The following is a 23,039-nucleotide window of genomic DNA, read 5'->3' on the forward strand; positions in this document are numbered from 1 at the left end:
CGCTCAGGGTCGAAGCTCCTCGAGTTCGACGTCGAACTCGAGGTCCGGCGGCCCGCTGACCTTCTCGTACTCGAGCGACGGTCTCGCACCGGCCGGAATCCCGTTGTACTCCCGGAGAAACTCGATGATGCCGCGAGCCCCGCCGAAGTCACCGCGGTAGCGCCGGAACAGCCGCGGAATGGTGGCGACGTCGCCCTTCGGGTCGTATCCGACGTTCTCCTCTAAGAACCACTCGACGGCGATATCCAACTCCGCGTCGACGTCGGCCGGCGAGTAAACCGTTACCGGCGGACAGTGCTCGGCACCGTGACTGATCGCGAAGTGGATTCGCGGATCGCACGCGGGCAGCCGAAACGCTCGTTCGAACGACGAGGGGAGCAGCCGTGGCAGATAGCCGAGCCCCCAGGGGTGTTTCGAGCACCGAAGCAGCCCGTGTTCGATATCGTTGAGACTCAGCCAGACGCCCCCGATCGGGATCCGATCGCGGGAGACGAACTTCCAGCGCTGGAGGAGACTCCCCTCGAGCGACGACGGATCCGCCTCGAGGAGCAACTGCGCGTAGGCGTTGTAACAGTTGAGCCAGAAGGCGAGTTTTCCCTCGCGGCTGGTAAGCGCCCGGCTCAGGTGGGCCTGCTCGAGCGTCGCGAGGTGGTCTTGCAACCAGTCGGTATCGCCCTCGGTCTTGACCGCGTACAGCAGATCCGCCGAGAGGGAGAGGGGATCGAGCTGGGTCGACATTCAGTGGTGTGTTAGCGTACCAGACCCTTGAAGACGTGTGGCGAGTGAGTACGACAGTCCCGACGCTGGATATGTCTGGTTCAGTTTTATCCGGTAGGTCGTGGTCGAACCCCCTGTGAACCTGAGTAGAGGCTATCTCCTGGCGCTCTTTCTCGTCTTCGCGTACCTGTCGTGGCAGCTCGTCACGCCGTTCCTGCAGTACGTCCTCGGTGCCATCCTCATCGCGTTCGTCCTCTATCCGCTCCAGGGTCGCCTCGAAAACTACGTCTCCTCGACGGTCGCCGCCTTTACGCTCGTACTCCTCGCGATCGTCGGTTTCGTCGTTCCGTTCGTCATCGTCGCGGTAGCGGTCGCCGACGACATCGCCGACATCCTCCAGAGTATCGATCCCGAATCCCTCCAGCTAGCCGATCTCGAGGATCGCATCGCGGCGGAGACGGGATTCGAAATCGACATCACGGAGCAGTTGGCCGGCTCGGCGGAACAAATCGGAACGATGCTCCTCGAGCAGACGACCGCGTGGTTTAGCGCGCTCACCCACGCCCTGATCGGGCTGGGGCTCATGCTGTTCGTGCTCTACTACCTGCTCAAGGAGGGCGACTCCCTCATGAGCTGGCTCCGGGAGATGACGCCGTTACCGGAGGACGTGCAGGACGACCTTTACGGCGAACTGAACGAGGTCATGTGGGCGGTGTTGGCCGGTCACGTGCTGATCGCCATCATCGAAGGCGTCATCGCCGGACTCGCGCTGTTCGCGACCGGGATCCCGAACGCGGCGTTCTGGACGTTCATCATGGTGATCCTCTCGCTGGTGCCGCTGATCGGCGCGCCGCTGGTGTGGATCCCCGCGGCGATCTACCTCTTCGCGATCGGCGAACCCGTCCTCGCCGTCGCGCTCGCCATCTACAGCGCCATCGTCGTCGGTATCGCCGACGACTACCTGCGGCCGATCGTCGTCGACCAGTTCGCCGAGATCAGCCCGGCCGTTATCATCCTCGGCGTGCTCGGGGGGATCTACGCCTTCGGCATCATGGGACTGTTCTTCGGGCCCGTCATCCTCGGTGCACTGCTCGCGGTGGTCGACGTCATCGACGACAACTACGACCGACTTGGCGAGGAAGGTGGGACGACCGAGACGTGAGCGACGGTCCGACGGGACGCCCTCTCGCGGCAGATTCCGGTCACGCAACACGAAACGACGTTCGGTGGAACGAGCCGGTAGCAGCTATTTATCCGTCGAGGCTGTCGGTCATCCATCGATGGCAGACGGCGACTCCGTACTCGAGTCCGTCCGGAACCGTTTCGGAACCCCAGAGCGACGGATCGACCGCTCGAGCGAGAATCGAATCAAACGCTGGATCCTGTTCGACGGCAACCGCGAGCGCGTCGCGACCGCGCTCCTCGTGACCGTTTTCACCGTGATGCTCGTGTTGGGCGGGCTCTGGCCGGTCGGCTACCAGGAGCTGCTGGCCGAGACGACGACCGTCCAGACGGTGTTCAACACGCTTCTCTCCGGAACGATTCTGCTGGTGTCGATCGTCGTCTCGATCGCGGCCGTCGGCATCTCCCAAGAACTGACCTCGCTCGGCAACCAGTCCGAACGCGTCGACACGATCGTCGAGTTCCAGGAGGAGATCGAAGACGACGGCATCGTCGACGTGAGTCCGGCCCGACCGGGGCAGTTCACGGCCGTCGTCCTCCGATCGATCAAGCAGCGAGCCGACGAGCTACAGCAGATTGACGGCGCCGCAGGCCAGGAGTATCGAGACGAAGTCGACCGGCTCCAGAACGACATCCACTCGAACACCGAGGAGGTGCTGACGACGCTCTCTCGGGTCCCCGACGGCACCACCGACGAACTCCTCACGGGATTGAACTACGACTCCTCGTGGCAGCTCTACCAGTCGCGGCGCATCTTGAGCAAGTACGACGACGAACTCACGGCCGAGGAACGGGAGATCATCGAGGACATCAGGGAGACGCTCCACAAACTGATGGTGAGCCGCGAGTACTTCAAGACGCTGTACTACAAACTCGAGCTCTCCGACCTCTCGACGACGCTGCTGACCGTCTCGCTGCCGATCATCGTCTTCATTACCTACGTCCTGCTCGCGCTCAACTCGGGCTTTTTCCCGGACGTCACCGTCGCGGGGTTCACTCCGCTGACCGTCTTCATCAGCCTCGCCTACACCATCGCCTTAGCTCCCTACGCCGTGCTCACCGCCTACGTGCTGCGGGCTGCGAACGTGACGAAACGGACGCCCGAGGAGGGGCCGTTCGTTCTGGACGGCGACCGCGAGACCGCCTACGACCGGCAGTAGCTGGGATCGAATCCGCCCGACCCTCGAGCGAGCGTTCGTGTCGGCTGTCGTGAACTATAAGTCCCCGCAGGACGGGGAGACGGTATGTCAGTTGCCGACGCCGCATCGACCGCGGAAGCCGTCGTCGACGAAATCCGTTCTGCAGTTGTCGCCGATCGAACCGTCCTCGAGGAGGTGATCGCCGGCGTACTCGCCCGCGGGCACGTGTTGCTCGAGGACGTCCCCGGAACGGGCAAGACGCTGACGGCCCGCTCGTTCGCCACTGCCCTCGGCCTCGAGTTCTCCCGCATCCAGTTTACGCCCGATCTCATGCCCGCGGACGTCACCGGATCGTACGTGTTCGAGGAGGACACGGGCGAGTTCCGCTTTACTCCCGGGCCCGTGTTCGCGAACGTCGTCCTGGCCGACGAGATCAACCGCGCGCCGCCGAAGACCCAGTCCGCGCTGCTCGAGGCGATGGAAGAGGGACAGGTAACCGTCGACGGCGAGACGCACGACCTCCCCGACCCATTCGTCGTCATCGCGACGCAGAACCCGGTCGAACAGGAGGGAACGTTCGAACTGCCGGAGGCCCAGCGCGACCGATTCATGGTGAAGACCTCGCTCGGCTACCCCGACGCGGACGGAACGCGCGAACTGATCGACCGCCGCGCGGACCGCGACCGACCGGATCCGACCGTCGAACCGGTCGTCGACCGCGAGGCGGTCCTCGAACTGCAACGGGTCCCCGAATCGATCACCGTCGACGGCCCGGTCCGCGACTACATCGGCGGGATCTGTCGGGCCACGCGCCGGGACGGTCGCGTCGACGTCGGCGTCTCGCCGCGGGGCGTCCAGCGGCTGTTCGAAGCGAGTCGGGCGGCGGCCGTCCTCGACGGCCGGGACTACGTGGTGCCCGACGACGTCACCCGAATCGCCGGCCCCGCACTCGCTCATCGGCTCGTCTTGCATCCCGAAGCGAGCGTTCGGGGAACCGCTCGACGCGCAGTTATCGAGTCCGTACTGGACGACGTCGACGTTCCGTCGATGGAGCCGCCCTCACCGGAGCAGTAACCGCGCGCCGACGACGATCGTCACGACGGCAGTGAGGACCCCCGCCGTCGCCGGCACCGACAGCGTCGGAGAAACGACCGTTGCCAGCCACAACCCGCCTGCGGCGATGGGAACAGCGACCGTTGCGACGATACCGCTCCAGCCGATCCGGGCGAGCTGTGGCCGTCGCGACGCGCCCGCCGAGCCGATTTCTCGCGCGAGAACTCGCCCGTAACGGCCGACGTCGTACGCGAACAGCCCCGCCGCGAGTGCGACGAGCGACGGCACGGCCGTCCGGGCTGCCTCGACCCCCGTGGCGGGCGAATCGGTACTCGCGGCGATAGCGACGACACCGACCGCGAGCCCGGCGGCGATCGTACTCGCGGGATCGGGGGTGCCGACCGTCTCCATCGTTTTGGCGTACCACCACAGCACGAACCATCCGCCCCCGAGAACGACCGCCGTCGCCCCGAACAGCACCGTGGCCTCGCCCGATCCGATCGGACCGGCGCGAGTACCGATACCCGCTGCCACAGCGGACGCTCCGACCCCGAACGCGGATCCGACGACGACCGCGACGACGGCGTTCCCTCGCTCGTCCGTTCGGTACCACGAGTTCCGGGCGACAGCGCCCAGAACGGTGAGCACAGCCCCCGAAACAGCTATCACGACGGTCAGTCCGCGAACGACGGTACTGCCGGCGATCCCTTCGAGGAGCGACTGGATCGGTGGCACGAACGCGGCGACCAGTGCCGTCAGCACGAGTCCGACGAGCAGCAGGATCGCGCCGATCACGAGCCGCCAGAGCAGCAGTCTTCGCAGCGCAACGTGTCCGTCCCGGCGTCGCGGTTCGGTGAACGCAGCCGAGGGGACGACGAGCAGGCCACCGGCCAGGAGGAGGCCGGCGATGACGATCCAGCCGAGCAGGCCGGCGATACCGTGGCCGGTGGCCCACAGCGCCGCCTCGAGCATCGGCTGGATACCGCCGACCGTCGCCGTCCAGAACAGGAGTACAACGGCGATACAGGCGGCTATCCCAGCGGACATCGCGGCCGTTCCCGTACGCAGCACCACGGACTGCGTCGGCCACGCCGCGTCGATGTATCCGAGGGCGACCCCGACGACCGTTCCCACGAGCAACAGGGCGATACCGAGGGCCCCGGTTGCGCTCCCGAAGGCGGCGACCACCCCGAGGACGACCGCTGGCAGTACCGCCGACGCGACCGTCACGCGCCAGAGCGAGCCTGCAAACCCGCGCATCGTCGCCGCGAGCGCGAGGCCGGCCACGATACCGACGGCCGCCATCGGATCGTGCACGGTCAGCGCGAGCGTGCCGACGACTGCGGCGAACACGACCGCTCGCGCCGTCGTCGACGGGAGCCGTTCGTCGACGCTCATCGATCACCCGCCTCCCCGATGGCATCGTGCAACACCAGCCCGAGCGGTCGCTCGAGTTGCCAGTCGACGACGCGAGCGCCGGTCGCCCGGACGCGGGCGAGCCGATTCCGTCGATCGAGCGCTTCCAGTCGCGTCGCGACGTCGTCGCTACCGGTAGTGACGTCGGGTGAAATGACGCGGACAGCGTAGCCGCGTGCCCAAAGAACCTCGACGAGTTCGGCCGGCATATCGTCGACGAACGAGGAAAACAGGTACACCTGGGCCTCGCCGGGGAGTAGCCGGGGAAGGGTCTCGACCGGGTCCCCCTGTCGCAGTCGGGCGCTGGTCGTTCCAACGGAGTCGGCTCCCCACGTCGCACGCAGCAGATCCACCGCGCGCCGTCGCGTCGTCGGATCGGCCCCCGGTGAAACGGTCGACAGCTGATGGTCGTGAACGCCGACGACGCCGGTCGGATGGCCCCCCGCCACGAGCGTCTCGAGGGTCCGTTCGGCGGCGGTGCCCGAGAGTTCGATCGCCGAAAGCTGTCCGGTCGTCGCCGCGCGAAACTGGCTGGACCGAGCGTCGACGACGCAGACGATCCGAGTCGCCCGCTCGGCCCGGTACTCGACGGTCGCCAACTCCCGCGTGCCGGCGTACCGACGCCAGTCGATCGCGCCGACCGGGTCGCCCGACTGGTACTCCCGGACGGCGTAGAACTCGACGCCGCTGCCGCCCTCGTCGGTCGGCACCTCGCCGGCGTAATCGTTCGTCCCGCCGCCGAGGGGCACCGTCTCGACGGGCGGCGAACAACGAACCGTCTCGTCGCCGGCCACGCCCGCCGTCCACGTCTCCGCTACCGTCCCCGTGAGATCGCGGGTCCGGATCGTCGCGTCGCCGAACGCGTGCTCGCCGCGGCACAGTTCGACCGCGTACTCGACGGTGGCCTCCGCGCCCGGCTCGAGGGTAACACACGCCCGGGGCGATCCCGAGACGACCGACAGCGCCTCCGGAACGCCGTCGACGACGCGCAGATCGACGATCGGCTCCGAGCCGACGTTTCGGACGGTCGTTCGCACCGTGACGGTGTCGCCGGGATCACTGGAGCCGTCGTCCGACCCGGTGTCGAAGCCACCTGACTCGCCGTCGAAACCGTCGTCGACGGCGAGTTCCCGCCGGAGGCGCACCGTCGCGTCCTGCTGGGTCCCGACGACCGCGGCGACGACGTACCACAGGGGTACCGTGGCAGCGGCGACGAGCAGCTGGCTGCCGACGACGAGACCGATTCCCGCGAGCGATAACGCGACGACGAGTCCCCACTCGCCGCGGTCGAGTCGATCGGTTTCGCGCTCGCTCACGGGTCTGCCTCCTGCCGACCGGCCACACGGGTTCCGGTCTCGATCGCGTCGATCGCCTCGAGCGTGCGCCGCACACGACGGTGATGGGCTGCGCCGGGATCGACCGCGCCGCGCAGTCGCTCGGGGATCGGCTGCCCCAGATCGTCCGCGAGAAACGCCGCGGCGACCGGATCGTCGGTCCACGTCCCCGAGCGGACGGCCTCGCGGGCCGCCCCGGGCTCGAGTCCGCGTCCGGTGCTGACGACTCGAACTGCACCCTCGGCGAGGCGGTCGTGGATTGCCGCGGTCCCGTCGTTCGTCTGACACCGATACCAGCCGCGAGCCGCGGTGTCGAGTCGCCACCCCGTCTCGCGGCCGACCTGCCGCTCGGTACGCGTCGTAGCAGCTTCAGGAGGGGGGCCCGTGACCATCGTCGGGATGGTCGGCTGGGCGCTCCCCCACGCCCACCAGAGCGCGGCGATCACGATCGCGCCGCCGATCGCCGGAAGCAGGAGCGCGATCGGGTACAACAGGCCGGTGAGCGGTCCGCCGATCGGGACGAATCCGCCGAGTAGTACCGTTCCGGCCGCCAGCGTGACGCCGCTCGCGATTAGCACGACGGCGACCCGCTCGGGATCAACCGAGGCGATCCGATCGGTCAGGTCGCGCCACGACCCGGTGAGCGATCGTCGACGCCCGCTCATTCCGATCCCTCCTCGTTTTCGTCCGAACCGACCTCGTGGTCGATCAAGTCGTCCGCCGCGGCCCGCGCCGCTTCGACGCGATCCGGCGACGGTTCGCGATCGCCGTACTCGACGTCGCGGAAGATCGAGACGAGTCGGTATACGCTCGCGGCCGGAAATCCTGCGGCGAGCGCGTCGCGGGCGACCTGCCCCGGCGTCCGCGTCTCCCGCTCCTCGACGCCCAGTCGGTCGAGGAACGCGTGCCACGCCGTTCGGACCTCCGCGCGCGGGCCCCGCGGTGCGAGCGGTTCGTCCGCCAGTTGCGGACGGAGACGATCGTCCGCGGACTCACCCGCGTCTTCGCGCTCGTCGTCGAACCCGAATCGGTCACGGAACAGCGACCCGATGGAGTTCTCCGATCGGTTCGGCCCGCGGAGGAGCGACCCGAACGACGGCAGCGTCCCGAACGCGGTGCCGAGCGACGAGAGGGCAGTGCCGAACGAGCGAAGCCCACCGCCGATGTCGGGGCGTGGAATCGAGACCGACGGCATCGGTATCGACGTTAGCGACGGCAGTCGGAATCGGCTGAACGAGTTCGCGCGCCGTCTTAGTGCGTCTGAGAGCGCCGCGAGCAGGTCCGCGAGTCCGACGAAGATTCCGGTCGAGATGCGATTGCGACGGGGCTCGTGGGTGGCGGCGAAGCGCAGATACGTCACTGCCCCGCCGATGAGAATTCCGGGACCGAACACGACCAGCACCGTCAACCGGAGGTAGAGGTTCTCGACGCTCGTCGTCGCGGTTTCCTCGCCGACCTCGACGGAGACCGTCGCCGCGTCGTCGATCGGCAGCCACACTCGCGTCTGGCCGCTGCCGTCGGTCGTCGTCGACCCGCCGCCCTCGAGCGACACCGTCGCGTTTGGGACGGCGGCCCCGTCAGCCGACACCTGAACGGGTGCGGGGGAGCCCGGAAACAGCACCGGGGAGGTGAATCCGATCTCCGGTTCGGCGACGTCGACGGTGCGCTCGCCCTCGACGGGACCCCGTTCGACGCGGAGGTCGACTGGACGGGCCGTGTCGGGAAGCGGGACCGTCGCCGTCCCGTCCTCGTCGGTGGTCGCGACCGAGTCGCCGTCGAGGAAGACCGTCGCGTCCGAGACGGGCGTCGAACCGACCGCGACGGCCACCTCGAGGTCGCGAGCCGGTGCGGCCCCGTCGTCCGGCTCGATCGTCGCCGCGGTCTCGACGTCGACCGTCCGCGACTGGTCCGTGTCGGGAACGGTTACGTTCATCTCCGCCGCGTAGGGGACGACGACGCTGACCGAGCCGAACTCCGTCTCCCCGACCGATTCGCCGTTCACTTCGACGGCTTTCTTGTCGAAGTGGCTGGTGCCGTCGAGCGAGACCCTGACCTCGTTCCCCGGTTCGATATCCCCCTCGATCTCGATATCGTGTGTGTCGTCGTCGGTACCGCCGTCGTCGTCCCGATCGGCGTCGGTATCGGTTGGGTCATCGGTCGGGTTCGGCGAGGGCGCGACCGACTCCCAGTCGCCGGCGGACGTCCCGCCGTCCACCGAGCCCGGCGACTCGAGTCGGGGATCGGCCGCGGGCAGCGCGCTGGCGACGACGAGCAGACAGCACATGCAGCCGAGAGCGAACAGCAGTCGACGCGTTCCCGTCACGATACGTCCTCCAGTTCGGTCGCGACGGCGGAGAGTCGCCGCACCCGTTCCGCCACCGGCGGATGCGTGTCGGCCGAATCGATCGACTCACGGAACGCGGGCGTGCGCCCCTCGAGCCACCCGGTGATCCGTTCGCGGCGCTGCTCGGACGTGGCGGGTCGCCGAATCGTGGGCAGCGAGGCCGTGTCGCGGCCTGTGACAAGTTCCGACGGGATGATACACAGGGCGCGGGTTCTGGCCCGCCGAAGGTCCGTCGCCGGGGTTTCCGTCGTTTCGGCGAGCGTCACCAGCGCGGTTGCAAGCGCCAGCGGCGCGCCCGTGATTCGGGCCGCCGCATCGTCGGCTGCGAACTCTCGCGTCTGCGAGAGCGTCCGGGTCGCCCAGTCGGCGACGATCGGGAACAACCAGATCACGGGTGCGACGAGGACGTACGTCAGCACGACCAGCGGGAGAAACCACTGTAGCGCGACCCGCCCCTGGCCCGACAGCGCGCGCCGATCGTAAACGGCCCGCCGTGCGAGCCGCGCGGCGTGGTACGTTCGGTCGGCGATCTCCAGAAACAACGTCGTGATCGTCATCAGGGTCACGTCGCGGTTAGCGATGTGGGCGATCTCGTGGGCGAGGACCGCTTCCAGTTCGTCGGCATCCAATCGGTCGATCAGGCCCGTCGTGACGACGATCGTCGCGTCGGTCAGTCGACCGATCGTGTAGCAACTCGCCACCTCGTCGTCGACGACGCGAACGGCCGGTTCGGGGACGTCGACGGTCATCGCTAGTCGTCGCACCGTCCGCGCGACCGCGTGCGATTCGTCACCGTCGGCGCCGCTCGTGCCCGAGAGCACACGCCGATAGCCGTAATACGCCTGCGCCGCCAGAAACCCGGCGACCAGTACCAGAGACGTCGACCACGAGACGGGCAGCCGGACGAGGTCGACGCTGACGGTCCCGTGTTGGAGCAACACGATGGCTCCACCGACGACGCTGGGGAGCAACACGCCGTAGGCCCACAGCAGCGCGAGCACGAACAGGGCGTTCATCCCGACAAACACCGCGAGGACGCCACAGATCCGCAACCGGAGACTCATGGAGGGGTATTGATGTATGCTCTCGAGTCCGTAACTAAAAATTTTCCGTGTGATATCATATTCCTCGGTTACGCATCCGCGAGGGTTCGCGGCCCGTATCGTGGCGACGACTCACCCGGCACCAGCGTTCCACGCGAAGACTACAGCGTTCAAGGACGGCGATGTCGTACCCCGACCATGCGCGTTCTGACCTACATCTACAACGCCGACACTGCCGTCGAACACGTCGACCGGGTGCTCGAGCGACTTGCGGCCCGCGACGAAGACCTCGAGTACCAGAACGTCGCTGCGGCCGAGAACCGCGACGACGCCGTCCGGGAGGCGACGTTCGCGATTCGGGAGTCCGTCCGGATCGGGCGAGGTCCCGACGAACTCTACGACGACGAGGGGAGTCCCGACTTCTCCGCCGGCGCCCTCATCACGCAGGCGCCGACGGGTCGGCGGACGATTCACGTGGGGGCGGAAGCGCTCGAGGCGCTGGTCGACGACGAATAACGTTCTCCACCCCGTGGCGTTCTTTGCCCCGTCGTCTTCGGAACGGTCTCGGCGACCCGACCGACGGAGTCAGTATTCGAGAACAATGAAGGCCGTCACGTCGTGCCCGCCGTGCAGTCGGTGGCGATCCGTCACGAGGTGGCGCTATGTAACTGCGTCCCATACTGAGACGAGGGTGGCAAAATCATGGTAGAAGCACACAAACTCGATTGCGAATCGGTGTCGGACACGTGTCGATTCATCGTCCAATCGGAAGACGAGGACGAAGCGGTCGAACTGGCCAAGAACCACATGTCGGAGATTCACGGGCAGGAGTTGACGAGCGAGGAGCTTCGGGACGAGCACCTGCAAATCGTCTAACGAACGCGCGATGCCGGTCTGCTGCCGATCTTTTCGTTTCTCTCTATCTCTCTTGCTTTTTTAACGGATTGCGGATGGAACGGCGCCGGCCCACAGCGTGCCACTGACGCAAGTCCCGCCCCCACTCACTCGAGCGCCGCGTCGACGAACTCGATCGGCGTCGGCGGCTCCTCGGCCGCGCCGGGTCGGTTCTCGAGTTGGGTTCGACAGGACGCGCCGGGGGCGACGACGCGCTCGCCGTCGCTCTCGTCGACCTGCTCGTAGAGGATCGAGGCGATGGCGTCGCTCATCGAGGCATGTTCGGCCTCGTAGCCGAAACTGCCGGCCATCCCGCAACAGCCCGAGTCGAGCGGCTCGACAGCGTAGCCCGCCCGCCGGAGAACGCCGACCGCGTGGTGGTCCTTCCGGGTCGCCTTCTGGTGGCAGTGGCCGTGGTAGGTGAGCGACGTCCCTGCAGCGTCGGCGTTGAAGGCGATCTCCTCGTCCAGCCGGAAGGCGTCGATATACTCGCAGACGCCGTAGGTCGCGTCGGCCACCTGCACCACGCGTTCGTCGGTCAGCAGGTCGCCGTAATCGAGTTGGAACATGACCGCGTCCGAGGGCTCGACGACGACGATCTCCCAGCCCTCATCGACGAGCGGGGCGAGCTTCGAGACGTTCTCGTGGGCCGTCTCCCGGGCCGTCTCGAGGAAGCCCTTCGAGTACGCCGGCCGACCCGTATCGCCGAGTTCGTCGGGGACCGTGACGTGGACGTTCGCGGCCTCGAGGACGCGAACGGCGGCCTTCCCGGCCGCCGGGTGGTTGTAGTTGGTGTAGGTGTCGGGGTAGACGACCGCCTTCCGATCGGCCTCCTGTTCGCTAATCTGCGCGCCGCCGCGGTGGTCGAACCAGTCTCGGAACGTGTTCGCGTGGAACGTCGGCAGCGAGCGACTCGAGTCGATCCCCACCGTCGCCTCGAGGAGTTTCCGCGCCCCGGGGAGCTTCGACGCGGTGTTCGAGAGCGGCGCGAGCCGCGAGCCCCACGCCGAGAGGGTCGCGACGTTCGCGAAGAGCCGATCCCGAAGCGTCGAGCCGTTGCGCTGGTGGTACTCGTGGGTCACTTCGGCCTTGATCTTCGCCATGTCGACCTCGCTCGGACAGTCGATGGCACAGCCCTTACAGCCGATACACAGCCCCATCACCTCCTCGACGAACTCGTCGGTGAAGGCCTCGCCGGGCTCGAGATCGCCGCTCATCGCCTGCCGGAGCCCGTTCGCCCGCCCGCGAGTGGTCGTGATCTCCTCGCGACTCGCGCGGAAGGTCGGACACATCACGCCGCCGGTCGTCTCCTGTTCGCCGCGACAGCCGCCACAGCCGTGACAGAGTTCGACCATCCCCTGCATCCCGTTGTCGTTTTCCCAGACGAGTTCCGGCTCGAAGCCCGCATCGAACTCGTAGTCGGGATCGAACCGCAGGTGTTCGCGCAGGTCGGTCGGATCGTCCTCCCGGAAGACGACCTGTCCCGGATTCAGGAGCCAGTCGGGGTCGAACGCCGTCTTCAGATTCTGGAAGCTCCGCCAGAGGTCGTCGCCGTAGAGCTTCTGGTTCCACTGGGTTCGGGCGCGACCGTCGCCGTGTTCGCCCGAGACGCTCCCCCCCAGTTCGACCACGAGGTCGGTGACGTCGTCCGCGATGCCGTGGAGCTGGTCGATGCCGATCTCGGACTTCGTGTTCACCAGCGGGCGGATGTGGAGGACGCCGGGACCCGCGTGGGCGTAGAAGGCGGCGTAGGTGTCGTGGGCTTCCAGGATCGACTCGAAGCCCTCGACGAACTCCGGCAGCTGGGCCGGCGGAATCGCGGTGTCTTCGATGAACGAGATGTGTTTCTCGTCGGTCGTCCGCGAGAGCAAGATCGGGAGTCCGGACTTGCGGAGTTTCCAGAGCTGTGCGCGCTCTTCTTTCTCGTAGGCCTCGAGCGCCTCGATGGCGAGCGTCTCGGCCTCCGTTTCGGGCGCGTCTGCGGACGGCTCCCCGGCGGGCGTCGCCGACGGGTGGCGGTCGGCGAGCAGGCCTGCTACCTGCTCTTTTCCGTGGTCGGCATCCTCGGCGTAGAACTCGACCAACAGGACGGCGTTCGTCCCGTCGGGGAGGATCTCGGTGACCGGCCCGAACTCCGCCGTGTCGCGGGCCAGATCGATCAACACGTCGTCGAGCACCTCGACTGCGGACGGGTCGTGGGCGAGGATCGGCTCGACGTCCCGCATCGCGTCGTGAAGGTCCGAATAACACAGCAGGGTGACGGCTTTCGTCTCGGGGATGGGCTCGAGCGAGACCGTCGCTTCGGTGACGATGGCGAGCGTCCCCTCGCTGCCGGCCAGCAGGCGAGCGAGGTTGACGGTGCCGGGCTCGCCGGTGTCTTCGCCTCCCGGCATCGTCTTTCCGCGAGCCTCCGCGACGAGTCGGTCGAGGTTGTAGCCCGAGACGTTGCGTTTCAGGTCGGGGTAGGCCTCCTCGATCAGGTCGCCCTCCTCCTCGAGAATCCTGTCGATTTCGGCGTAGATCCGACCCTCAAGGTCGCCGTCCGAATCGGCGCGGTCGGAGATTTCCTCGAGCGTAACCTCGCCGAACGTGGTCACGGTCCCGTCGACGAGGACGGCTTCGACCTCCTCGATGTAGGCGTCGGTCTTGCCGTACTTCAGCGAGTGTGACCCCGTCGAGTTGTTGCCGATCGCGCCGCCGATGGCGCTCTTATCGCCCCAGGCGGGGTCGGGCGCGAACTTCAGGTCGTGGGTGGAAAGCGCCTCGTTCAACGTCCCGAGAATCGTTCCGGGCTGGACCGTCGCCGTCCGTTCGTTTGGGTTGATCTCGAGGATCTCGTTCATGTGCCGCGAGAAGTCGAGCACCACCGCGCGGTTGACCGTCTGTCCGGCGAGACTCGTTCCGCCGCCCCGCGGGAGCACCGGTATCTCGCGCTCGGCGCAGTACTCGAGAATTCCGGTCACGTCGGCCGTCGACTCCGGGAACGCGACCGCGATCGGCGTCAGCTCGTAGGGGCTCGCGTCGGTCGCGTACAGTTCGCGGGAGTAGGAGTCCGCGCGGACCTCGCAGTCGACGAGGGTCTCGAGGTCGTCGACCAGCGCCGGACGATCGACGTCGTCGCTCCGATAGTCGTAGTTCGCGCGTCGGTCGGCGGCCGGGTCGGCGCTCGGCTCCAGAGACATACCACATACTAACGCACAGGCGGCTAAAAGCATCCGGCATTAGCCGACCCTCGCTCGCCGGTATTGCCGGCCCCTCGGTCGCGTCCGGACGGAAACGCGGCCGCTACGGACGAATCGTGTCGGTATCCGAGACTGACTCGCGATGTCGGCTGGCCGTCCGCGAGTTTGCGATTCGCTCGAGCGAACGGTATCCGTCTCTCGAAGGGCGTAGTAACGGGAAGTCGGCGTTCTGGTGCGATGAACCGACTGGCCGATCGGAGCGGATCTCGAGGCTCCTGATCGCCCGTTAGGGGTGGCTCTGGTGGTGATCGAGTTGAAACGGCCCCGTCGTTTTCCCACAGACGCCCCCGGGGCCACCGTCCAGTCAACGGACGGCACGCTCTTTTGGCTGTCAACGCCAACAAGCGATGTGCCTTACTAGTTGGGGTATCCGGAACCAGAGTCAGCGGCTGGGAACACCCTCTCAGGAACTCCCACTTCACCGCCGAGAAATCGGCTGGAAAACCTGCGTTTCGATTTTGATATCACATTTTATATTATTCTATCCCCCATATATAACGATTTTACAGTAGGTTTGGAAGTATTGCTAACGTTTACGGCAGAATTCCCTGATAGAGCGTTAAAACACTGTTAGCGAGCTTTCAGAGACGATTCGATCGGGAACTGCGGGCGGTGTACAGGTTCGGTGGACTACCTCGAGGTGCCGAGTCAAATCACCGCACAGATCGTCAGGAACGAAGGATTTGGGGTCATTGTCCGCGGGACCGAGTTCTCGTTGCTACCGATCAGCCTGATATCGGATAGGAGAGTGGTTCGTAGATAGGTCAGGTCCAACACAAACATCGTTGCGCCGAACTCGCTAACAACGAGTGGACGATACAGACCGTCGAGCGTCCGGGGTCAGTCGTCGCCCCAGTCGCCACTCATCCCGACGCGTTCGCCGTCCTCCCAGACGTAGTAGCCCTCGCCGGTCTTCTTGCCGAGATTGCCCGCACGGACCTTCCGGCGCAGCGACTGCGGCGGCTTGAACCGCTCGCCCAGTTCCTCGCGGAGGTGTTTGGCGATGTGCAGTCGGACGTCGAGGCCGACGTGATCGGTCAGCTCGAGCGGCCCCATCGGATGCCCGTAGCCGATCTCCATCCCTTCGTCGATGTCTGCGGGGCTGGCGACGCCCTGTTCGACCATCCGAATCGCCTCGAGACCAAGCGCGATCCCCAGTCGCGAGGTCGCGAAACCGGCGGTGTCGCGGACGACAACGTCCTCCTTCTCGATGTCCCGGACGTAGTCGACGGCGAACGCTTCGGTGCGTTCGTCGGTCTGCTCGGCGATGATAATCTCCACCAGATCCATGATGTGAGGGGGATTAAAGAAGTGGAGTCCGACGGCGCGCTCGGGGTGCTCGAGCGCGCTGGCCATCTCCGTCACCGACAGCGAGGAGGTGTTCGAGGCGATGACGGTGTCCTCGCTCGCGGCGTCCTCGACGTCCGAGAAGACGTCCTTTTTCAGGTCCATATCCTCCGGCACGGCCTCGACGACGAGGTCGGCGTCCTCGACGGCCGCCGCGAGGTCGGTCGTCCCATCGATGCGCTCGAGGGTCGCCTCCATCTCGGCTTCGGTGAGCTTGTCCCGATCGACGCCACCCTGGAGGTTACCTTCGATTCCCTCGAGGCCGTCCTCGACGAACTCCTCTTCGATGTCCCGCAGGACCACGTCGTGGCCCGCCATCGCCGACACCTGCGCGATCCCGTGTCCCATGCTTCCGGCTCCGAGCACAGCGATTTGCATACGTGTGGAGTCTCCAGTGCTGATGAAAAGCGTTCCTCTCTCGAGACGGGCGGCAACATTCGCTCGAACGCGATTCGTGACCACTGCGGCGGAGCGAGACGGATACCCGTCGGCGCGCTGAGCCGCGACAGCGTCGTCGCGGCTCGAACTGCGAGGGATGAGCGAGTGAACGGGGAGGAACGACCCGTGAGCGAGTGAATCGGTTGGGGAGGGTGTGGAATCCCTAGTCGCCAGTGTCAGCAGTGTGTTCTGCTCGGTGATAGTCTCAATTTCAGTATACACGTCCCACAACGAGGCGCAGAGAACGGAGCTACTTTACTCCCGAACGACGAGAACAACTAGCATGAGCAACCGGCAGCCAGTTATCGTCGATGCAGTTCGCACGCCACAGGGCAAACACGGCGGCGTCTTCGCCGAAACCGGCAGCGAGGAGCTTTCGGTCCCGCTCGTCAACGCGATGCTCGAGCGAACCGGACTCACCGGCGACGACGTCGACGACATCCGCTGGGGCTGTGCGAAGCAGGTCAACGAGCAGAGCAACAATATCGCACGCGTCATCGCGCTCTGCTCGGATCTCGGCGAGGAGGTTCCGGGAACGACTATCGACCGGCTCTGTGCCTCCTCCGCCGAGGCGATCATGAGTGCCAGCGATGCCATCCGAGCGGGCCAGCGCGACGTCATCGTCGCCGGCGGCGTCGAGAACATGTCCCGCAACGAGCGTCGGAAAGGGATTGGCTCCTACGACGGCATCGCCGAACAGTACGACGCCGCGGGGCTCCAGATGGGCCAGACCGCCGAAAAGGTCGCCCGCGAGTACGACATCTCCCGCGACCGACAAGACGAGTACGGCGCCCGGAGCCAGCAACGCGCCAACGAAGCCACGGAAGCGGGCAAGTTCGACGACGAAATCGTCCCGATCGACACCGGTGAGCAAGTCGTCGAGGAAGACGAGGGACTGCGACCCGGCACCACGAAGGAAAAGATTTCGGGGCTCCCGCCGGCCTTCGAGGAGGACGGCACCGTCACCGCCGCCAACGCCTCGCAGGTTTCGGACGGGGCCGCGGGCGTCCTGCTCACGAGCCGGGAGTTCGCCGAAGACAACGACCTCGAGATCAGAGCCGAAATCGAGGATCACAACGTCGCCGGCGTCGATCCGACCGTGATGGGAATCGGCCCGGTTCCGGCCGTCCGCGGCATCTGGGAACGCAACGGCCGCTCCGCGGCGGACTACGACCGCGTCGAACTCAACGAGGCGTTCGCCAGCCAGACGCTGTACTGTCAGGACGAACTCGGCTTCGACGACGACCAGTTCAACGTCAACGGCGGCGCCATCGCCATCGGCCACCCGCTGGGCGCCTCCGGCGCCCGACTGCCCGTCTCGCTGATCCACGAACTCGAGCGCGAGGGCGGCGGACTCGGCCTCTCGACGATGTGCGTCGGCTACGGGCAGGGGGCGGCCGTGGAGTTCCGGGTTCCGGAACAGTAACGGCACGCAGTGGGACTCGAGGCCCGTTTTTTGCGCACTGCGACTGAGCACCGGTCGTCGAATCGCTGGACGCGCTGGAGACACTCGAGCGGGGGCGAAACGGGGCGCTGTCCGGCGAGAAAAACGATAGAATCGACGCGGGATCCGCTCTACAGGATCTGGTCGGCGATGATGTTCTTCTGGATCTCCGAGGTCCCCTCGTAGATCTTCGTGATGCGGGCGTCGCGGTAGTAGCGCTCGGCGGGGTAGTCCGTGACGTAGCCCGAGCCGCCGTGGACCTGGACGCCCTCGTCGGCGACCTCGACGGAGATTTCGCTCGCGAACAGCTTCGCCATGCTCGAGTACTGCGCGGCGACGTCCTGGTTGTTCTTCTCGACCTGGCTGGCGGCGCGGTAGGTCAGCGAGCGGGCGGCTTCGACCTTGGTCGCCATCTCGGCGAGCTTGTGCTCGATGGCCTGGAACTCCTTGATCTTCTGGTCGAACTGCTCGCGCTCGTTGGCGTACTCGATCGCGGCGTCGAGAGCACCCTGGGCGGCGCCGACGGCCTGTGCGGCGACGTTAGTTCGGCCGGCGGCGAAGAACTCCATCAGCTGGTAGAAGCCCTTGTCGACCTCACCGATGACGTTCTCCTCGGGAATACGGACGTCGTCGATGACGACTTCGGCGAGATCCGACGCGCGAATACCGAGTTTGTTGTCGATCTTTTCGGTCTTGATACCGTCCCAGTCCATCTCGACGAGGAAGGCGGTGATGCCGCGGTGGCCCTCGCCGGGGTTCGTCTTCGCCATGAGGACGCCGACGTCGGCGACGGTCCCGTTGGTGATCCACATCTTGCTGCCGTTGGCGACGTACTCGTCGCCGTCCTTCTCGGCGACGGTCTCCATTCCGGCGACGTTCGAGCCGTGTGCGGGCTCGGAGATCATGGATACGGACGCGGTCTCGCCGTTTGCGATCTTTGGCAGCCACTCCTCTTTCATCCACTCGTCGCCGAACTCGATGACCATGTTCGATCCGAAGCCGGCACTACCGATGGCCGAACCGATTCCCGGGTCGGCACGCCAGAGTTCCTCGGTGACGATGGTACTGGCGATCTTGTCCATCCCGGCGCCATCGTACTCGAGCGGGATACTCGGTGAGACGAAGTCGTACTCGGCCGCCTTCTTGCGGAGTTCTTCCGGATACTTGTGTTCCTGGTCGTGTTCCTCCGCGACCGGTTTTATTTCGTTTTCACCGAAGTCGCGAACAGCCTCGCGAATTGCGTCGTGCTCGGCGGACAGCGTGAATGCCATATATCACGGTTGTTGTCCGGTACCAAAATAGCTTCGATGTATTCAACAGTTGCAACGTATGGTCAACTGATTTCGAACGTTGTAAATCGAAATGCGGAGTGGAGAAGCGTCTGCTGCGATATTGAGCGACCAGCTCCCCCTCTGCATTTACAGTGGTAAGCCGCGTGGCGATAGCGATCTCGAGCGAGCCGTCCCACTCCCCACTGTTTTACAGCGTGCGGGCTACTCGTCCTCGCCGCGGATCTTGAACTTCTGGACCTTGCCGGTCGTGGTTCGTGGCAGTTCCTCGACGAACTCGACCTCGCGTGGATGTTTGTACGCGGCCATGTTCTCGAGGCAGTACTCTTTGATCTCCTCGGGCGTCGCGTCGGCGTCCGGCGTCGGAACGACGAGAGCCTGGACGGTCTCGCCGCGTCGGTCGTCCGGTACGCCGACGACCGCGGCGTCGGCGATATCCTCGTGCTCGAACAGCAACTCCTCGACCTCGCGCGGGTAGACGTTGTAGCCGCCGGTGACGATCATGTGCTTCTCGCGGTCGACGACGTAGTAGAAGCCGTCCTCGTCCCAGTAGCCGATGTCGCCGGTGTGGAACCACGTCTGGCCGTCCTCCTCGGTAAAGGCCTCCTCGTTGGCTTCGGGCAAGCCGTAGTAGCCCGCCATCACGTTGGGGCCGGAGACGACGAGTTCGCCGGTGATCTCGGTCAGATCGGTCTCGCCTTCGTCGATCGGTCCCTCCTCCACGCGGGAGACGGTCTCGAAGTCATCGTCGACGACCTTCGCGTCCATCCCGTCGAACGGCTTGCCGATGCTGCCCTTGCGGCGCGCGTCGGGCCCGTTCGCGTGCGTCGTCGGACTCGTCTCCGTCAAGCCGTAGCCTTCGTAGAGGGTCGGCCCGAAGAGCTCCTCGAAGCGTTCGAGCACTTCCATCGGCAGACTCGAGCCCCCGGAGTTGACGAATCGCAGCGAAGAGAGATCGAACTCGTCGGCCTCGGGGTGGTTGATCATGTCGTTGAACATCGCCGGCACGCCGAACATGACGGTGATGCCCGCGGACTCGATCATCGTCATAACCTCGGTGGAATCCCACTCGGGGACCGGGTAGTAGGCCGCGCCGTTGAACAGGGCTCCGTTCATCACGACGGACATGCCGTAGATGTGAAAGAGCGGCAGCGTGCCGATCAGTTTGTCCTCGGGGTCGATGCCGCCGATCAGGTCGGCGTTGGCCGTGGCCGTCCACGCGAGGTTGTCGTGCGTGAGCAAGACCCCTTTCGGCGTCCCCGTCGTGCCGCTCGTGTAGGGCTGGACGGCGATATCGTCGTCCGCGCGGTCGACGATCTCGAGGGTGTCCTCGGCGAGGAACGCCTCGAAGTCGGTCGCCTCCTCGACCTCGTCGCCCACGCTGATGACCTGTTCGACGTCGGTTTCGTCGACGACTTCGGCGACTGCCGGGACGTTTTCCGAGAGCGTGACGACGGCTTTCGCCCCGCTGTCGGAGAGGAGGTGGGAGATCTCTCGAGCCTTGTACTGCGGGTTCATCGGGACGACGATCCCGCCGGCTCGCAGCGTTCCCTGAAACGCCGTCACGAACTGCGGGAGGTTCGGCAGATAGATCGCGACGCGGTCGTCGGCACCGATATCGTGGTTCGCGAGTGCCCGGGCGAACCGTCCGGCACGTGTCCAGAACTGCTCGTAGCTCAGTTCAGCGTCGTCGAAGACGACCGCCGGCGAGTCCGGCCGTTGCTCGACACTCTCGGCGACGTTCGTCACGAGATTGGTCATGGTACGTGAATCATCCCAAACCGCCAAAACCGTTGCGAATCGTGATGTTCGCCCGCGTCGTCAGTCAGACGCTGACGGACTGCGGACGCGATCGACGTCGTAGCCGATCAGATAGCGCGCTCGCAGGAGCAACAGCACGATCGTTGCTGCGGCGACGGCTTGGATGGCCATCCCCACGGTTCCGCCAACGACGGTACCGAACATGGCCGCGAATCCGGCGACTACGTAGAACGCGCGAACGGGCAGCGATAGATCCTGCGCACCGTCGAAACCGACCGTCCCGACGATCAGCCCGATCGTGCCGGCGAGGACGACCGGGAACGCGAACAGCGTCATCGTACTCCACTGGATCAGACTGTTGTTCGCGACGAACGCGAACGGGATAACGAACCCTGGAGCACCGATTCGCAGCGCCTGCACGCAAGCCGTCATGAAGCTCGTACCGGCGATCCGTGACCCGACGGCGACGGAGATCGCCACCGGCGGCGTGATCGCGGACAGCATCGCGAAGTAGAACACGAACATGTGAGTCGTAATCTCGGGGACGCCGAGCTCCGTCACGGCGCTCGCGATCAGGAACGCGACCAGAATGTACGCCGCGGGCGTCGGCATGCCGAGGCCGAAGGCGATACTCGCGATCATCGCGAGCACCAGGACGAGCGCCAACCCGCCGGTAAAGCCCATGATCGACACGTCGGCGAATCCGATAATTCCCGCACCCAGACGTCCCGTCATTCCGCTCGTCTCGAGCAGTTCGACGATGAGTCCCATCGCCGCGAGGACGCCGACGAGTGGGGCCATCTCGAGGCCGCCCTGATACAGCCCGTCGACGGTCTGTTTCGACGTTTTCACGAGCGACCGATAGGAGGACGCGCCGACTCCATCGGTCGTCGAATCGACCGACTGAACATCTCCGTCGGTCGTTCCATCCGAATGGGTGTTCTTGCGACCCAGTTTGGATTGGACCACCTCATCGATGCTGAAGACGTCGATAAGGAAGTTCCGAACGAAGATGATGGCGACAATCGACAAAATGGTGTAAAAGCCCGCCGTCAGGGGCGTAAACCGCAGGATAATGAGTGTGTACAGCAATACGCCCAGCGGAATCAGGAAGTGCAAGCCGCTCAGGAGCACCCGCCAGTCGAACGGCGAGAGGTCGGACGTCGTCCAGCCGAACTTGAGAATGCTGAAGTGAACCGCCAGACAGACGCTCAGGTAGAACAGCGCAGCCGGGATCGTGCCGGCCTGAACGATATCCAGGTACGGGACCTCGATGATGTCGGCCATGAGGAACGCCGCGACCCCCATCACGGGCGGCAGCATCTGCCCGCCGGCGGAGGCGACGGCCTCGATCGAGGCCGCGTAATCGTCGCGAACGCCCTGGTCCTGAATCATCGGAATCGTGAAGCTCCCGGTCGTCGCGGTGTTCGCCGCTGCGCTCCCGGTGATCGACCCCATGATCATACTCGAGATAACCGCGATCTGGACGACGCCGGTTCGCAGCGTCCCGCCGAGTTCCGTGCCGACTTCGCGGATGTAATCCATGAGGCCGTACGCCTTGGCGATCCCGGCGAACATGATGAAGATCGCGACCCACGTCGAGCCGATCCCCATGATCGTGCTGTCGTAGATACCGGACTGTACGCCGAGGGCCGCCTCTTCGATGATCCCCGTGACGTCTTCACCCGACCACGCGAGTAGGTCGGGGAGGAACGGCAAGGTGCTCACGGCGGCGTGGGAGTAAACGATCGCGAAGATGGCGACGGACGCGATGATCATCCCGAACGCTCGTCGCGTCGCGTCGGTGACGAGGACGATCAACGCCGCACCGATGATGTGATCGGTCGTCGAGAACCCGAGGATGTGTGCATCGCCGTCGAGGCGGTCGAACGCCCCGAAGATGTACGCCATCGTGACGAGCGAGAGGACGGCGAGTCCGATCGCGAGATACGGATCGAACCGGCCGTAAACCCGTTTGAACCGCTGTGTGGCACGCGACAGTCGTTGGCTCTCGAGACCGAGGTCGTCGAGCAGCGTCACTTTCTCCGGCGGTTCCTGTGGTCGCTCCGAGTCCGCATTGTCGGCTGCCGCCGGATCGTCGACAGCTGACGAGTCGCCCAGTCGCTCCCTGAACTGCTGGCGAGCATAGTCCAGGTAGTAGACCGCCAACCCCCAACCGGTAAAGAGCACGACGTACTCCGCCCGCTCGGAGAACACGAGCTCCGGCGGAATGAACGCTCTGAGGGAGATTCCGGCGAGAGATAGGTTCGTGAGGATGTAAAACGCGTAGTAGATGGTGAAGGCAGTCAGTGCTGCTGCCATGGCGTACGTAATACCGTCTAACAGCCGGAGCGGTGTCAGTCGGCCGAAGCGAGAGCGTTGGGTGGACATCGATC

General features: G+C 65.6%; 17 protein-coding genes. 6 read left to right on the forward strand and 11 right to left on the reverse strand.

Translation table 11 applies throughout. From position 1 onward, the window contains the following. Positions 1–3: 3 nt before the first annotated feature. On the reverse strand, positions 4–738 hold the full coding sequence (locus tag BLT08_RS10330) for a DUF547 domain-containing protein (protein ID WP_090305924.1): 735 nt from the start codon (positions 736–738) through the stop codon (positions 4–6). 115 nt (positions 739–853) lie between these two features. Between BLT08_RS10330 and BLT08_RS10335 the strand changes: the two genes are divergently transcribed. The 3 genes from BLT08_RS10335 (at position 854) to BLT08_RS10345 (ending at position 4,112) form a co-directional block, all read left to right on the forward strand. Continuing rightward, positions 854–1,879 (forward strand): AI-2E family transporter, encoded by a 1,026-nt coding sequence (locus BLT08_RS10335; RefSeq protein WP_090305927.1) that lies wholly within the window; start codon positions 854–856, stop codon positions 1,877–1,879. A 118-nt stretch (positions 1,880–1,997) separates the two neighbouring features. Further along, entirely contained in the window at positions 1,998–3,059 is a 1,062-nt protein-coding gene (locus tag BLT08_RS10340; protein ID WP_090305931.1) for a DUF7972 family membrane protein, read from the forward strand. 84 nt (positions 3,060–3,143) lie between these two features. After that, entirely contained in the window at positions 3,144–4,112 is a 969-nt protein-coding gene (locus BLT08_RS10345) for an AAA family ATPase (protein ID WP_090305934.1), read from the forward strand. Here the strand turns inward: BLT08_RS10345 and BLT08_RS10350 are convergent. Genes BLT08_RS10350 through BLT08_RS10370 form a run of 5 tightly spaced genes read right to left on the reverse strand, consistent with a single transcriptional unit; the run spans position 4,098 to position 10,249 of the window. Next, entirely contained in the window at positions 4,098–5,489 is a 1,392-nt protein-coding gene (locus BLT08_RS10350; RefSeq protein ID WP_090305937.1) for a hypothetical protein, read from the reverse strand. The two genes, BLT08_RS10345 and BLT08_RS10350, sit on opposite strands and share 15 nt — an antisense overlap. Then, positions 5,486–6,823 carry a DUF58 domain-containing protein gene (locus BLT08_RS10355; protein ID WP_090305940.1) on the reverse strand — a complete coding sequence of 446 codons (1,338 nt, stop codon included), beginning with the start codon at positions 6,821–6,823 and terminating at the stop codon, positions 5,486–5,488. The genes BLT08_RS10350 and BLT08_RS10355 overlap by 4 nt, the downstream gene beginning before the upstream one ends. Continuing rightward, on the reverse strand, positions 6,820–7,506 hold the full coding sequence (locus BLT08_RS10360; protein ID WP_090305944.1) for a DUF7269 family protein: 687 nt from the start codon (positions 7,504–7,506) through the stop codon (positions 6,820–6,822). The genes BLT08_RS10355 and BLT08_RS10360 overlap by 4 nt, the downstream gene beginning before the upstream one ends. Further along, complete coding sequence (locus BLT08_RS10365) at positions 7,503–9,164, reverse strand: DUF4129 domain-containing protein (RefSeq protein ID WP_090305947.1); 1,662 nt, start codon at positions 9,162–9,164, stop codon at positions 7,503–7,505. Before BLT08_RS10365 ends, BLT08_RS10360 begins: the two co-directional genes overlap by 4 nt. Next, positions 9,161–10,249: a M48 family metallopeptidase gene (locus BLT08_RS10370; protein ID WP_090305949.1), complete on the reverse strand. Its 1,089-nt coding sequence runs from the start codon at positions 10,247–10,249 to the stop codon at positions 9,161–9,163. Before BLT08_RS10370 ends, BLT08_RS10365 begins: the two co-directional genes overlap by 4 nt. A gap of 177 nt (positions 10,250–10,426) precedes the next feature. On the opposite strand from BLT08_RS10370, the gene BLT08_RS10375 reads away from it, so the two are divergent. Continuing rightward, the gene (locus BLT08_RS10375) at positions 10,427–10,744 is read left to right on the forward strand and encodes a hypothetical protein (RefSeq protein WP_090305953.1); all 318 of its coding nucleotides are present in this window, start codon (positions 10,427–10,429) and stop codon (positions 10,742–10,744) included. A 186-nt stretch (positions 10,745–10,930) separates the two neighbouring features. After that, the gene (locus BLT08_RS10380) at positions 10,931–11,104 is read left to right on the forward strand and encodes a DUF1059 domain-containing protein (protein WP_090305956.1); all 174 of its coding nucleotides are present in this window, start codon (positions 10,931–10,933) and stop codon (positions 11,102–11,104) included. A gap of 125 nt (positions 11,105–11,229) precedes the next feature. Here the strand turns inward: BLT08_RS10380 and BLT08_RS10385 are convergent, their stop codons facing one another. After that, positions 11,230–14,304, reverse strand: a complete 3,075-nt coding sequence (locus BLT08_RS10385; RefSeq protein WP_090305959.1) for an FAD-binding and (Fe-S)-binding domain-containing protein — start codon at positions 14,302–14,304, stop codon at positions 11,230–11,232. A 900-nt stretch (positions 14,305–15,204) separates the two neighbouring features. Beyond that, positions 15,205–16,089 carry a 3-hydroxyacyl-CoA dehydrogenase family protein gene (locus tag BLT08_RS10390; RefSeq protein ID WP_090305962.1) on the reverse strand — a complete coding sequence of 295 codons (885 nt, stop codon included), beginning with the start codon at positions 16,087–16,089 and terminating at the stop codon, positions 15,205–15,207. 343 nt (positions 16,090–16,432) lie between these two features. On the opposite strand from BLT08_RS10390, the gene BLT08_RS10395 reads away from it, so the two are divergent. Next, the gene (locus BLT08_RS10395; RefSeq protein WP_090305965.1) at positions 16,433–17,575 is read left to right on the forward strand and encodes a thiolase family protein; all 1,143 of its coding nucleotides are present in this window, start codon (positions 16,433–16,435) and stop codon (positions 17,573–17,575) included. Between the two features lie 149 nt (positions 17,576–17,724). Here BLT08_RS10395 and BLT08_RS10400 read toward each other — a convergent pair whose 3' ends face one another. From BLT08_RS10400 to BLT08_RS10410, 3 genes are all read right to left on the reverse strand, one after another. Beyond that, positions 17,725–18,864, reverse strand: coding sequence for an acyl-CoA dehydrogenase family protein (locus BLT08_RS10400; protein ID WP_090305969.1), 1,140 nt, complete (start codon positions 18,862–18,864; stop codon positions 17,725–17,727). Between the two features lie 222 nt (positions 18,865–19,086). Further along, complete coding sequence (locus BLT08_RS10405) at positions 19,087–20,643, reverse strand: long-chain-fatty-acid--CoA ligase (RefSeq protein WP_090305972.1); 1,557 nt, start codon at positions 20,641–20,643, stop codon at positions 19,087–19,089. Between the two features lie 60 nt (positions 20,644–20,703). After that, positions 20,704–22,965, reverse strand: a complete 2,262-nt coding sequence (locus BLT08_RS10410; RefSeq protein ID WP_245724191.1) for a TRAP transporter permease — start codon at positions 22,963–22,965, stop codon at positions 20,704–20,706. Positions 22,966–23,039 lie beyond the last annotated feature (74 nt).

The organism is Natronorubrum texcoconense, assembly GCF_900100335.1.
In the GTDB taxonomy this organism is placed as follows: Archaea; Halobacteriota; Halobacteria; order Halobacteriales; family Natrialbaceae; genus Natronorubrum; species Natronorubrum texcoconense.

What these genes read in the sequence shown, in the direction of transcription:
- BLT08_RS10395 (WP_090305965.1), top strand. Translation starts at nt 16,433, where the DNA reads ATGAGCAACCGGCAGCCAGTTATCGTCGATGCAGTTCGCACGCCACAG.
- BLT08_RS10400 (WP_090305969.1), bottom strand. Translation starts at nt 18,864, where the DNA reads ATGGCATTCACGCTGTCCGCCGAGCACGACGCAATTCGCGAGGCTGTT.
- BLT08_RS10350 (WP_090305937.1), bottom strand. Translation starts at nt 5,489, where the DNA reads ATGAGCGTCGACGAACGGCTCCCGTCGACGACGGCGCGAGCGGTCGTG.
- BLT08_RS10405 (WP_090305972.1), bottom strand. Translation starts at nt 20,643, where the DNA reads ATGACCAATCTCGTGACGAACGTCGCCGAGAGTGTCGAGCAACGGCCG.
- BLT08_RS10345 (WP_090305934.1), top strand. Translation starts at nt 3,144, where the DNA reads ATGTCAGTTGCCGACGCCGCATCGACCGCGGAAGCCGTCGTCGACGAA.
- BLT08_RS10330 (WP_090305924.1), bottom strand. Translation starts at nt 738, where the DNA reads ATGTCGACCCAGCTCGATCCCCTCTCCCTCTCGGCGGATCTGCTGTAC.
- BLT08_RS10375 (WP_090305953.1), top strand. Translation starts at nt 10,427, where the DNA reads ATGCGCGTTCTGACCTACATCTACAACGCCGACACTGCCGTCGAACAC.
- BLT08_RS10360 (WP_090305944.1), bottom strand. Translation starts at nt 7,506, where the DNA reads ATGAGCGGGCGTCGACGATCGCTCACCGGGTCGTGGCGCGACCTGACC.
- BLT08_RS10340 (WP_090305931.1), top strand. Translation starts at nt 1,998, where the DNA reads ATGGCAGACGGCGACTCCGTACTCGAGTCCGTCCGGAACCGTTTCGGA.
- BLT08_RS10390 (WP_090305962.1), bottom strand. Translation starts at nt 16,089, where the DNA reads ATGCAAATCGCTGTGCTCGGAGCCGGAAGCATGGGACACGGGATCGCG.
- BLT08_RS10410 (WP_245724191.1), bottom strand. Translation starts at nt 22,965, where the DNA reads ATGGCAGCAGCACTGACTGCCTTCACCATCTACTACGCGTTTTACATC.
- BLT08_RS10370 (WP_090305949.1), bottom strand. Translation starts at nt 10,249, where the DNA reads ATGAGTCTCCGGTTGCGGATCTGTGGCGTCCTCGCGGTGTTTGTCGGG.
- BLT08_RS10385 (WP_090305959.1), bottom strand. Translation starts at nt 14,304, where the DNA reads ATGTCTCTGGAGCCGAGCGCCGACCCGGCCGCCGACCGACGCGCGAAC.
- BLT08_RS10380 (WP_090305956.1), top strand. Translation starts at nt 10,931, where the DNA reads ATGGTAGAAGCACACAAACTCGATTGCGAATCGGTGTCGGACACGTGT.